This is a genomic window from Mannheimia sp. (assembly GCF_056854775.1).
The window spans coordinates 1-13,357 of record NZ_JBXGGI010000137.1; the positions used below are offsets into that span (position 1 = coordinate 1).

At 38.5% G+C, this 13,357-nt stretch carries 9 protein-coding genes; 4 read left to right on the forward strand and 5 right to left on the reverse strand.

Features of this window, described 5'->3' with window-relative positions:
- Both ACJHV0_RS09605 and nhaA read right to left on the reverse strand, forming a co-directional pair.
- A partial coding sequence (locus ACJHV0_RS09605) for an ESPR-type extended signal peptide-containing protein (RefSeq protein ID WP_483134048.1) occupies positions 1 to 7,123 on the reverse strand: 7,123 nt, incomplete at its 3' end.
- A gap of 304 nt (positions 7,124 to 7,427) precedes the next feature.
- Positions 7,428 to 8,603 carry a Na+/H+ antiporter NhaA gene (gene nhaA / locus ACJHV0_RS09610; protein WP_483134049.1) on the reverse strand — a complete coding sequence of 392 codons (1,176 nt, stop codon included), beginning with the start codon at positions 8,601 to 8,603 and terminating at the stop codon, positions 7,428 to 7,430.
- A gap of 158 nt (positions 8,604 to 8,761) precedes the next feature.
- Between nhaA and ACJHV0_RS09615 the strand changes: the two genes are divergently transcribed.
- From ACJHV0_RS09615 to nudF, 4 genes are read left to right on the forward strand one after another with little or no spacing between them, the layout of a single operon-like run.
- Positions 8,762 to 9,190: an EamA family transporter gene (locus ACJHV0_RS09615; RefSeq protein ID WP_483134050.1), complete on the forward strand. Its 429-nt coding sequence runs from the start codon at positions 8,762 to 8,764 to the stop codon at positions 9,188 to 9,190.
- A 19-nt stretch (positions 9,191 to 9,209) separates the two neighbouring features.
- The gene (locus ACJHV0_RS09620; protein WP_483134051.1) at positions 9,210 to 9,944 is read left to right on the forward strand and encodes a 4'-phosphopantetheinyl transferase family protein; all 735 of its coding nucleotides are present in this window, start codon (positions 9,210 to 9,212) and stop codon (positions 9,942 to 9,944) included.
- A 9-nt stretch (positions 9,945 to 9,953) separates the two neighbouring features.
- Positions 9,954 to 10,373: a phosphate-starvation-inducible protein PsiE gene (gene psiE / locus ACJHV0_RS09625; RefSeq protein ID WP_176672039.1), complete on the forward strand. Its 420-nt coding sequence runs from the start codon at positions 9,954 to 9,956 to the stop codon at positions 10,371 to 10,373.
- An 8-nt stretch (positions 10,374 to 10,381) separates the two neighbouring features.
- A complete protein-coding gene (gene nudF / locus ACJHV0_RS09630; protein ID WP_483134052.1) occupies positions 10,382 to 10,999 on the forward strand; it encodes an ADP-ribose diphosphatase in 618 nt (205 codons plus the stop codon).
- Positions 11,000 to 11,055: 56 nt separating this feature from the next.
- On the opposite strand, the gene ACJHV0_RS09635 is transcribed toward nudF, so the two are convergent.
- The 3 genes from ACJHV0_RS09635 to ACJHV0_RS09645 form a co-directional block, all read right to left on the reverse strand.
- Complete coding sequence (locus ACJHV0_RS09635; RefSeq protein ID WP_483134053.1) at positions 11,056 to 11,727, reverse strand: surface lipoprotein assembly modifier; 672 nt, start codon at positions 11,725 to 11,727, stop codon at positions 11,056 to 11,058.
- The gene (locus tag ACJHV0_RS09640; RefSeq protein WP_483134054.1) at positions 11,625 to 12,455 is read right to left on the reverse strand and encodes a tetratricopeptide repeat protein; all 831 of its coding nucleotides are present in this window, start codon (positions 12,453 to 12,455) and stop codon (positions 11,625 to 11,627) included. Before ACJHV0_RS09640 ends, ACJHV0_RS09635 begins: the two co-directional genes overlap by 103 nt.
- A gap of 82 nt (positions 12,456 to 12,537) precedes the next feature.
- The coding region (locus ACJHV0_RS09645; RefSeq protein ID WP_483134055.1) for a Slam-dependent surface lipoprotein at positions 12,538 to 13,357 on the reverse strand (820 nt) is incomplete at its 5' end.

A 13,357-nucleotide genomic window follows, 5' to 3' on the forward strand; every position in this document is an offset into this window, starting at 1 on the left:
GGAATACGATTGCTTCAGGTTTGATGGTTACACCATCCTTACCATCCGCACCTTTCACACCGATAGAACCATCTTTACCCGGTGTACCATCTTTACCTGCTTTACCACCAACAGAAATATTATCAGCTAAGCTGAAGTCAATTTCATTGTTACGTACAGTAGTAATAATGTTCTTATCATCTGATGTATACTTAACAGTTTCGCCCAATTTAACATTATCATCAGCACCATTATCTGCTGCGATGTTAAAGCCGGTATTGATCACATCATCGGTTGCATTACGTACATCATTAATGTTCGCTGCATTAGTACCTACTTTATCTAACTGCTCTTTCGTTAAGTCATTTACAGAGGTAATTGGTTGCCCATCTTTACCTACGCCATCAACACCATCAATACCGCTCTTCACATTAACGATTTGGTTGTTGCCGTTATCTAAGCCTTTATCTGTTAATGCGACTGGTTTAGCACCTGCACCATTTTCACCATTTGCCGGTGTAATAGTGATACCTTTGTTGGTAATTTTTGTTGATGGTTTAGTGTTATCAACAACCTCTTTACCATCATCACCTTGTTTATACTCAACAAATTTCGCATTTGTTAAATCTTTAAGCTCACGGTTAAGTTGGATTTCAAGCTTATCGCCCTCTTTCGCGACAACATTGATATTGCCTGCCGCAGACTTGAAGTCTTTCGATTGTTCTTTAGAAACACCCTCACCTTGTACTTTCACTAACGTATTGAGTTTATGGCGATTTAGTGTATCCGCATTATTACCAGTGAAGATTAAGCCATCATTTAAGTTAGCAACTTGCTCTTCTTTCTCACCATTTTTGTAAACGATACGAGTTTCACCATTTTTACCCGGTAAGCCATTTTCACCTTTGTTGCCATCAACGCCTTGTGCACCGTCTTTAACCGCAATATTGGTACTTGCACCTGGTTTGCCGTCAGCACCTTTCGGACCAGTTAAGCCGATAGAACCGTCTTTACCGTTTAATACAACAGATGAACCATCTTTACCGTTTACGCCAACTTTACCATCAATACCTTTATCGCCGTCTTTACCGTTACGACCAACTACAACTGATGCTTCACCTGGTACGCCATCTTTACCATCATCACCTTTAATTGAAACACCGTCTTTGCCGTCTTGACCTTTAACACCGATTGTACCTGCTTCACCTGGTTTACCTGGCTCACCATCTTTACCAACTGATAGAGTATTTGCTAAAGCAAAATCGATTTTATTTTCACCGATCGCAGTAGTAATAATATTCTTATCTTTTGAAGTATAAGTTACAGTTTCGCCAAGTTTAACGTGATCGGTTTCACCACTATCTGCTGCAATGCTAAAGCCCTTCTCAATAATATCATTGCTTGCATTTACAACATCATTGATGTTTGCACCGTTTGTACCAACCTTTTCTAGTTGCTCTTTAGTCAGATCATTTACAGACGTGATTGGCTTACCGTCTTTACCGTTAATACCATCTTTACCTGCTAAACCATCAATACCACTCTTCACATTAACAATCTGGTTGTTACCGTTATCTAAGCCTTTTTGTGTTAGCTTAACCGGATCTTTCGCTTCACCATTTTCACCTTTCGCCGGAGTGATAGTAATACCATCTCTACCCACTACAGTCGTTGGCTCTGCATCTGCACCATCTTTTGGTCCAAAGGTTGCACTATTTAGATCTTTTAAATCTTTAGCAAGTTGAATTTCTAATTTGTCTTTACCATCAGCTTTAACATTAATGTTACCTGCTGCTGATACAAATGTTTCAGATGCACCTTTCTCTACACCTTCACCCACAATATTTACTATTGTATTTAACTTGTGGCTGTTTAATGTATCTGAATTATTACCTGTGAAGTGTAAACCATCATTTAAGGTAGCAACTTGCTCAGGTTCGCCTTTTGGTGAGCCATCCGGGTTAGTTGGCTGATATTGGATACGAGTAACACCATCTTTACCTGGTAAGCCATCTTTACCAACAAGACCCGGTTTACCTTCTATACCTTTAATGGTTAAGCCATCTTTACCGTCTTTACCATTTAAGACGATTGATCCATCTTTACCGTTAAGAACAACTGCTGAGCCATCTTTACCGTTTACGCCAACTTTACCATCAATACCGTTATCGCCGTCTTTACCGTTACGACCAACTACAACTGATGCTTCACCTGGTTTTCCATCTTTGCCGTCGTCTCCATTAATTGAAACGCCGTCTTTGCCGTCTTTACCTGCAACACCAACTTTACCCGGCTCACCATCTTTACCAACAGTAATGTTATTCGCAAGGCTAACTTTTAATGCTTTCTCACCATCTTTTTCAACAACATCTGTCTTAATGTTGCTATCACCGATGATCTGAGCTGTTGTGCCTAAGTTTTGTTTAAACTCTTTGCCGTTCTCGTCTTTCAGACCAAATGCATTTGTTGTTACTTCAGTAACAGTATTTTTCAAATCACCTACATTAACCGCATTGTTAAGTACATCGCCTGTAGCATCCGTGAGTTTAACAACTTGACCATCCTTGCCTTTTAAGCCGCTATCAACATTAGTGATTTGGTTACCACCGTTGCTTAAACCATCTTGCGTCAATTTAACATCAGACTTGGTTGGAGCAGCATCTGCTTTCTTAGCAATAGTTACACCATCGTTATTCACTGTTGTGTTACCGGTCTTCACAGAACCTTTATCCGTTAAATCTAGATCTTTATTTAACCGGATTTGAAGCTCATCAGTCTCATTTGCTACAACATTGATATTGCCTTTTGCTGAGGAGAATGTTTCTGAAGCGGCTTTATCAACACCTTCACCTACAACCTTAACAACCGTGTTTAGTTTATGGCGGTTTAGTTTTTCATTGTTACCGGTAAAAATTAAGCCGTCATTCAAGGTAGCAACTTCTTCAGGCGTGCCTACTGGTGTACCATTTTTATCTGTTGGTTGATAAACAATACGAGTTTTACCATTTTCGCCCGGTAATCCGTTTTTACCATCTTTACCGTTAGTGCCATCAACACCTTCAGAGCCATCTTTACCTTGGAACGTTAAACCATCTTTACCGTCTTTACCATTTAAGCCGATTGATCCATCTTTACCGTTAAGGACAACTGCTGAACCATCTGCACCTTTAACACCAACCTTACCATCTTTGCCATCTTTACCAGCAACACCAGGTTCACCTTTCTCACCTACGGTGATTTCATTTGCTAAACCAAAGTCGATAGTATTATTAGTTACAGTAGTAATAATGTTTTTATCTGTTGAGGTGTATTTAACCGTTTCACCCAACTGAACATTATCAGCTTTATCTAAGCCTTCACCACGCTTATCAGCATCAATATTGAAGCCTTCGGCAACTTTATTGCTTAAGTTAGTTACGTTTTGGTTAGTTGCATAAAGCTGTGAACCATTAACTGCATCTTTAGAGGTGTTACTTAACTCACCATCTTTCACATTAGTGATTTTTACTGCATTACCATTTTTATCACCAACTTTAACATTATCACCGTCATTAGTGATCTTAGTATTGTTAATCGTAACACCATCTTTATTAACGGTTGTTCCCCCAATGGTTAAAGAGCCTGTTTCGGTTAAGTTTACATCTTTCGCTAATGCAACAGTAATGTTATTACCGTTAATCTGCGTCATAATGTTTTGACCTTGATCGAATTTAGACCAATCTTGGTTTGCTTCAGCACCTTTTACATTCACTTGCGTATTTAATTTCGCATTGTGAACTGCACCTGTATTTGCACCGAATTTTAAGCCATCATTAAGAGTTGCAACTTCTTCGCCATCGTAAACGATACGAGTTTTCGTCTCGCCATCTTTACCATCAACGCCAGGCTTACCATTTTTAACGGTAATATTTGCGGTTGCAGATTCACCATTATCACCTTTTGGACCGGTTAAACCAATAGTGCCGTTAGCACCATCTAAACCAATACCGGGTGCACCATCTTTACCACCAATTTTTAGGGTTGAATTTAAAACAAAATCAATTTGGTTATCGCTAACAGTCGTAATAATGTTTTTATCAGTAGAGGTATAAGTAATTTTCTCACCTAATTGAACATTATCTTCTTTACCCTTATCTGCGGTAATGTTGAAGCCTTTTTTCACAAACTCATCTAACTTCGTTACGCTATTTGAAACATTCGTAACATTTTGGTTAGTTGCGTGTAATTGTGAACCATTAACCGCTTCTTTAGAAGTAGCACTTACTTCACCATCAGCTACATTAGTGATGGTTTTGCTTCCAGCGTTAATGCCATTTTTAGTAACATTCGGACCACCGTTGATAGTTAAACCATTGCCATCAACTTTTGTATCACCAATAGTTACAGAACCACCATTAGTTAAATTTAAAGTGTTATTTAAGTTAACTTTAACTTTATCACCTTCAACAGTTGTGTTGATGTTATTATTACCACCTACAACTTCAACAGCTTCACCTAAGTTCTTCTTAACTGTATTACCATCTTGAGCTTTTAAGCCAAAGCCTTTTTCTGTTGCTTCATCAACAGCTGTTTTAACTGTTTTGCTTAAGTCAATCTCAACTTTGCCACCGTCATTGCGAGTTAAAGTTGCTTTTTTACCATCTGCATCTGTTACTGAAGAAGTTACGAAGTTATTTTTAATACCTGTAACCGCTGCGGTTGTACCATCATTTTTGTTCAAAGTTGCAGTTGCATTACCTTGCTCATCATAATTTACTGTTCCACTTGTTACGTGGGTATCTTTAGTGAAGTCTTGAACTGCTTTATCACTTAATTTAACAGTGTAAGTACGATCATCTTGTTCACGTTTCTCAACCCCGGTAGTATATTCTGTAATGGTAAGATAATTATTTTTATCTTTAGGATCCGCAATCACACCTGTTTTGGTATCATCATCTTTCTTAAAGTCTTGAAGTGCCTTATCTGTTAACTTAACTTCATAGTTAGTCTTATTGGTGTTCTTATCTTTTGCACCGGCTGTTACTGTTAAGTAATCTTTAGAAGAGTCAGCGTGGCTTGCAGTTGTGCCATCAGCATTAATAGTATAGGTTGTAATGCCTGTTGCTGGATCTTTCTTAGAAACTACAGAGTCAATATTAGTCCCCTTCTCCACTTTAGCAGCAACAGCAGATAACTTACCATTCTCATCTCTAGTAATGGTTGTGCCATCTACATTAACTTTAAAGTCTAGCGAGTTTTCTTTTTCAGCAAATGTTGGAGTGATAGTTACAGATTTATCACTTGATTTAAAATCAACCACATCACCAAAATTCACTTTACTTTCTGCATTTGAACTACTTACTTTTGCTGTCCAGCTACCTTGAGTAACTACGGCATATAATTGTGAGCCGTTGATAGCATCCGTTGAAGTATTAGAAATTTCACCCGGTGCAACAAATTTAATTTGGCGTTCGTTCGCATCAGAGCCTACGCTTACATAATCACCTGCTTCTACACCATCATAACCAGAAAAATTATAAGTAATACCGTTGATATCTTTATTTGCTACGGCTTTTGCAGCTGCTTTAGTAGAAGCTGAGCCTAAAATCACAGAACCTACTGTATCAACAGTTACATTAGAACCTAATACAAAAGTATCTTGCCCTGTTACTGTATTATTATGACCAAATGCACCGGAATTATTTACACTTACGTTAGTATTTACACCTACAGCTAATGCATTCTCACCACCTGCTTTTGCCTTATAAGCAATCGCTGTACCATATTGACCGGACACATTAGTATTAAAACCGATTGCTGTACCACCGATACCGGCTACAGTTACTGTTGAGTTCGCACCAAATGCTGTCGCATTAGCACTATTTACACTTGAATTAAAACCAATGGTTGATGCATTTTCACCATCCGATTTAGCTGATTCACCTATTGCTGTACCACCACTCTTAGTGGTTGCTGCATTTGCACCAATTGCAATAACTTTTTCTGCGGTTGAAGTTGCATTCCAACCAATACTGATTGCATTTGCACCGGTAGTATTAGATACATTACCAAATGCAATCGCACCTTTACCATTAGCAACAGAATCTACACCAAATGCCACTGCACCTTCACCGGTTGCGGTAGCATTAGTACTAAATGCTACAGAATCTTTTGAATTTGCTTTAGTATTCGTACCTAAAGCAAATGCATTCTCAGCTGATTTAGCTGTATCAGCAACTCTTAGCTTCCCAAGCTCTGTTACCTGAGAAGCTTCGTCTTTAAACCCTCCTGCATTGGCATTAGTACCGATAGCAAAAGCATTATTACCATTCGTTTTAGCTTTAGTACCAATAGCGAAAGCATCATTACCGTATGAATAGGTATTATTTTGACCGTCATAAATACTACGTCTCGCTTCATTAGGACTTGTTTCATCTTTAGTTTGTGGTGTCCCTGAACCGATCGCAAAAGAACGCTCGCCCAATGCGGTTGCAGAAGCACCGATTGCAAAGCTTGCTGTACTATTTGCCCAAGATGAAGAACCGATAGCCGCAGAATAATCACCAATAGCGGCAGACTGACGCTGAGCCGCAAATGAGTTAAAACCGGCTGCACGTGAAGATACACCTAATGCAACAGAACCGATACTGCTTGATATTGAAGATGCACCAATCGCAACAGATAAACCACCTGTCGCCTGAGAATAGTCGCCGATTGCAATACCATTACTAGCATTATTAGGTCCTGTAACCTTCGTCTCTTTACCTAAGCCAATACCGGTTGAAGTTCTGCTATCATAAAGAAGTCTATTAGTTGCATTTACAGTACTAGCATTCTCAACGGATAAACTACCCGGGTTATAGTAGTTATATGGGTTGGTGTATATTGTTGAAATACCTTGATTCTCTCCTGTCGTAACATATCCCGTTCCTCCTGCCCCTTGAGTAGTTGAGACAATATGAATCGCCGCCTCTGCCGAAACAGCAGACAACGCTAATACTGCCATACCACCGGTAAACAATGTTCTGTTTAATGCATTTAAAAACAGATTCCCACCACGCTCATCTGTTGAAGAGGTAGCCTTACCTTGTGAACGAGCAAGTTCAGACACAACTTCCATTTTTTGTGTCGTTCGGTTAAAAATAACCTTAAATATTTTATTCATAATTTAATCCCTTTAAGACATAAAAATAGCTTATTTCTATTAACTTAAGAAATAAGCTATTTTGTAAATAATTCGAAAACCGCACAATACTCCGAATAAACGCTTTGACAACCGCTTATCTCATAAGAATACTTTCTTTTTCATTATACTAAATTTTGTACTATACGCCTAACTTTTTCACTTTATAATCTCAAGAAATTTTAATAACTTTACAAATTTCCCTTCCTAAAGCGTAAAATCAACAGCATATTCGCCAAAATTTACAATAAACTTTACTTTTGTATTATTTATCGGTGTTACCTAGCTATCTACTCAATGCTGAAGATGTAAACATTCTTAATAACACATAACCTAAAATCGCCGACACCGCCGAGCCTAATAAGATTCCCAAACGAGCTAATGCAGTAGTAACTTCCCCCGCTTCGCTTACATCAAAGGCAAGGCTGGCAATGAACATTGACATTGTAAAACCAATACCACATAGCATCGCAATAGCGAAAATTTGTTTGAAATTCACACCCTGCGGCAAACTTGCTAAACGGAATAATACCGCTAAGTAACTAAAGCCGAACACGCCAACGGTTTTACCGATAATCAAACCTAACGCAATACCTAATGGTAATGGTGAAGTGAGTTGCTCCATACCCATTCCGGCTAATGAAACGCCTGCATTCGCAAAGGCGAAGAAAGGTAAAATCATAAATGAGCACCAAGGCATTAGAATATGTTCTAACTCCTCTGCCGGGCGTTCGCCATTTTTACCTTTCAGCGGTACGCAGAAACCGATAATTACCCCGGCTAACGTAGCGTGAACCCCTGATTTCAAGACCGATGTCCATAACACTAAGCCAACCACTAAATAGGCACACAGTGAACTCACTTTGAAACGATTAAGCAAAATCAGCCCTATAATTGCAATACCTGCAATGGTTAAGGCTTGCACACTGATTTCTTGTGAATAGAACAAAGCAATAACAATAATTGCCCCTAAGTCATCAATAATGGCTAATGCCAATAAAAAGACTTTTAGAGCTAAAGGTACACGTGCACCGAGTAATGCCACAATACCGACAGCAAAAGCAATATCAGTTGCCATTGGAATCGCCCAGCCTGAGTGATATTGTGGATAATCTTTATTAATGAACCAGAAAACCAACGCCGGCACAACCATTCCACCAATTGCCGCTACCGCAGGAAATATTGCGTTTCTTAAACTTGACAATGAGCCTTCAAATAGCTCTCTTTTCACTTCTAAACCGACCAACGTGAAGAAAATTGCCATTAATCCATCATTGATCCATAACAATAATGGCTTGGTTAAAGCAAAAGTACCAAACTGAAAACTAACATTGGTTTGTAAGAAGTCAAAATAAGTATCACTGAGCGATGAGTTAGCTAAGATGATTGCCGCAAACGCAAAAATCAGCAACAAAATTCCCCCAGCTGCTTCCGATTTTAAAAGTAAAAGTAATCTTCCCACTTAAATTCTCCTATTCATTGATTTATACATTTTCCATACAATTTATCTTTTACCAAAGATTTCCGTAAGATCAAATAGAAAATTTGATAAACTAGAGATATGTTACATTTCAGCAATCTGTTTGAATATAATTTCATCAAAAATGTTAGGAATTTGTTATGAGCAATGAATGGTTCTATTGGGCATCAATTTCTGCTGTTTTTGCCGCCCTCACGGCAATTTTCGCTAAAGTGGGTTTGCAAAATATGAATTCCGATTTTGCCACTTTTATTCGTACCATTGTTATCATCATTGCGTTAATTGCCTTTCTTACCTATACAGGCAAATGGCAGCCTGTTCATCATATCACCGGTAAAAATTGGTTATTTCTTATTCTCTCAGGCATCGCAACAGGTATTTCTTGGCTGGCTTATTTTAAAGCTCTCCAGATGGGAAATGCCTCTCAAGTAGCACCTGTTGATAAATTCAGCCTTGTGCTGGTTACTCTTTTTGCGGTGATATTTCTTGGCGAACGCCCAAGCGAGCAAGAGTGGGCAGGCATTGGGCTGATTTCAGCAGGCGTGCTGTTGCTCGCATTTAAACGCTAATCTACAAGCGGTCATTTTTATGGAAAATTTTGCAAATCCAATCCCCTACATCGAAATTGCTTTTATTCATCGGCAAGCCGTTTTGCCGAGTGATTTTGACTTTCCATCAATGCCTGAAAATTTAAACAAAAAGCAAATTCAGAAATGGCAGAGCCGCCGTGCGGCTCATTTTTTACTTACCGAACTCTTTAAAAAATATGATTTGGATTTGAGGTTGTTAGACCATATTCAACACACTAAAAGCGGCAGACCTTTTGTCAATTCAGAGCAGATTGATTTTAATATCAGCCATTCGGGCGATTGGATAGCGGTCATTTTTTCGCATTTTTTTGCAAAATTGGCAGTAGGCATTGATATTGAACACCCACAGAAAGAAAGGCGTTATGCAGATCTTATTCGCCACTATGCAAATGTTGAGGAACAAGCGATGTTATTAGATGAACATTGCCCGTTGCTGAATAACCTTTCGCAACGTTTTTATCTCAGCTGGTGCTTGCGAGAGGCAATTTTAAAATCGCAAGGCGTGGGGATTGTGAAATTGTCGGAAGTAAGGCATCTTCCGCTTGAAAAACGGATTTTTTCTGCTCATTGCCCGAAAGGTAAATTGCATTTTGTCAGTGAATTGCCATTCTATTTAAGCTACTTCTATCAGCAACCGGAAAATATGCTATTATCTGAGCCTTTGTTATACCATTGGCACAATGGGCTGTTCCAGCCCGTTGAATGCCAGTCGCTTGTTTATGATGTTAATTAAGGACAATGAATGCCTAAAAAATCTTTAGAAGAACACCACTCCACGTTTGGCAAAATGGCGTCAGAAATTTTTCAATGGGTACTGAATGCCTCTTTACTTGTTGCCGGCATTTTGCTCTCTTATTCCCTTTTTGCGGAAGCCTATTCTCTGTATGAGTTATTACTGGGTAACAGCGAGAAATTCCAAGTGGTTGAACATATTGTGATTTTCTTTCTCTATTTTGAGTTTCTCGCCTTAATTGTGAAATATTTTAAATCGAACTACCATTTTCCGTTGCGATATTTTCTGTATATCGGCATTACCGCAATGGTGAGATTGATTATTGTCGATCACTCAAATGCAATGCACACGCTACTTTTCTCACTTTCCATTTTAGTAATGATTATTGCGTTGTATCTTGTACATAGCGATCGTTTACAAAGAAGCTAGGGGGCAGAATGAATCAATATCAATATGAAGATTTGCAGATTGTAAACAAAGAGACCGTTTACAAAGGGCATTTTGAACTCCAAAAAATCACTTTCCGCCACAAGCTCTTTTCCGGTGAAATGAGCGGCGATGTGGTGCGTGAATTACTTATTAAAGGCGAAGCTGCCGCACTTATTGCTTATGATCCCAAACTGGATAATGTAGTGTTGGTTGAACAAGTGCGTATTGGGGCTTATGACTCTTCCCAGAAAAAATCACCTTGGTTATTAGAATTAGTCGCTGGTATGGTTGATAAAAGCAATGAAGAACCTGCTGAAGTCGCTATTCGAGAAGCAAAAGAAGAAGCAGGCTTAGAAGTAAGCGAAGTACAACACGCCCTTAGCGTATGGGACAGCCCCGGCGGACAGCTTGAGCGTTTACATTTATTTCTTGGCTTGATTGATAGCAGTAAAGTCAAATCAGGCGAAGTTCACGGTTTATTAGAAGAAGAAAATGAGGATATTTTAGTCCACGTTGTCAGCCGTGAGCAGGCTTATCAATGGGTTGAGGAAGGTAAAATTGATAATGTGATTGCAGTTATCGGGTTGCAATGGTTGCAGTTGAATTATAAGAAATATATCGCTTAATCAATACATTAACATTTTATAAGGGCAAATCATTATTTGCCCTTCTTTTCTTATAGTTAAAACACCTTCTCTACCGTTAAAAACACTTCTTTATTACTGCGAGAGTAAAAATCTGCAATATTGCTGTCTATTTTTTGGTAGCGGAAATTTAACTTCGGCACAATACCGTTCCAATGCCAGTTTTGATTCCAAACTGCAACATTCGCCTGGTATTCTTTATCTTGTCGTTTGTAGTCAAATAAATAGTGTTTATCCGCAAAATAGCGTTTGCCATAGCCCACACTTGCAGAGCTTGACCAGCGTTGCGTTTGGTGAATTACCCCAATAGTTGCCAACCATTTATTAGAAGATTGAGCTTTTTCGCGTGCAATTTCACGGTTTGCCATTACATTTGCAAAAAATCGCCAATTTTTGACCGCTTGCCATTGTGTTCCAACCGTTACTTGATTGCGATAACTGTTATAATACTCAGCGGTGGCAGTATCAAAATAGCGTTTCTGTGTATGACTGAATGAACCGGACACCATCCCTCGCTCAAAGAGTTTCATTACATTAACTCTGCCACCAAATTGATAATTGTCGCGTGAACTCCCTAGCCAATTTTGTTCAATAAATGGTGATAAACCTATACGGTAAGTAGCTTTTCTATAGCTATAGCTCGGTGTAATTGATAACGCTTGCTCGCTGTAATCCTGATTATTCCAATAATACACACCGTTATAAGCCAAATCTGCTCCAATAAAGTGATTGCCACTTGCATTTTGCTTAGCCCAACGCCATATCTAAATCCTTTAGCGGACTGAGGCAAACTTTCCTCAGTTTTATGAAAAATTCGCCCATTTATGTTCACGATCGGCGAAGATGCTGCATTATTCACATTATTGGTTTGCGTATATTGCAGATAGAAATCAGGCTTCCACTGTTCATCTTCCGCCATTTGCTCCAATGCATTATTTATGGTCGCGTGTAAATTATGTGGAGCAGTTGTTTTCAGTTGCTCAAATTCTTTCTGAGCCTCTCGGTAGCGGAAATCTTCTTTTAGAATTAGGGCTAAATCAAATCGAGGATAAATAAAAGAAGGTTGTTTTTTAAGCAATTGTTGATAGTAAAAAATTGCCGAGCGATGATCTTTTTTAGCATACGCTAACGCCGCTGAAGCATAATCCAGTAGAAGCGGATCTGCTTGCTGTTGCATTGAATACGCTGTCAGTAATATTTCAAGCTTTTCCCAATTTTGCGTTAAGATCGCTTGGTTAATTTGTTGTTCTACACTTTCTGTTACTTGTTCATCAGGCAAGTAAGCGGTCGATTTTTGCGTGTTTTTTACAATTTTTTGTTCAAATTCAACCGCTTGTCTGTCGTGATTAAACTCTTTCTGATCTTGGTCAAATTCAACAATTGTTTCCGCTTTCACCAATGGTGAGAAAAGGAGTAATAGCAGTAATTTTTTATTCATAATCTAGAAAGAAATGCCGTTTAATTTAAACGTAAACGGCATTTGTGAGTAAAGAAGAATTATTAAATAGTATTAATAAATTTTAGTTGGCTTTAGTTCCACTAATACCAAAACTATGTGTTCTTTCATCGTCTTTGATATCTACTTTACCACCAATTTCTTCTGCATTAGGTCCAAAAAATTGAACTTCATATCTACCGCTTTGAGTATGCTCTCCCTTACGATGATGTGCAGTGGAAGAAATCAAACCTTTATCTATGTTACCTTTATCCAAGTCAATAGTACCATCCAATGTATTAATTATTTGACCTGAACCTGTACGCTCAGAAAAATTAACTTCATAAGTTAAGTTACCTGCATAAATACCTTCATCCCCGTGAGCATCAAAGGCTTTTCCATTATAAGTAGCTTTGCCTTCAGAAGGTAATTTTTCTGTATTTAAGCCTTTTACTTCAACAATTGAATTAACATTGCTTAAATCATCTCCTGTTTTAACTATTTGAGCTTTCACAACAGAATATTTCTGATTATAGAGACTACCGTAAGTCTCTTTTTTACCCCCATCTTCCTTAATAACAGGAATTTCACTTAACCCAATCTGTTTATTATCAACTCCACCTTTGGCATCAATAATTTTTTGCTCTTCTGATTTCTCTTTCTCTGCTTTTTCCTTAGCTAAACGTTCCGCTTCCATTTTTGCTTTTTCTGCTTCTTTCGCCAAACGTTCTGCTTCAGCTTTCGCCTTTTCTGCTTTTTCTTGTGCTAAACGTTCCGCTTCTGTTTTTGCTTTTTCAGCCTCTTTTGCCAGACTTTCTGCTTTTTCTTTTGCTTTTTCAGCTTGTTTCTTCAAGCGTTCCGCTTCCACTTTTGCTGCATCAGCTTTATCTTTTAGCTCTTGCTTT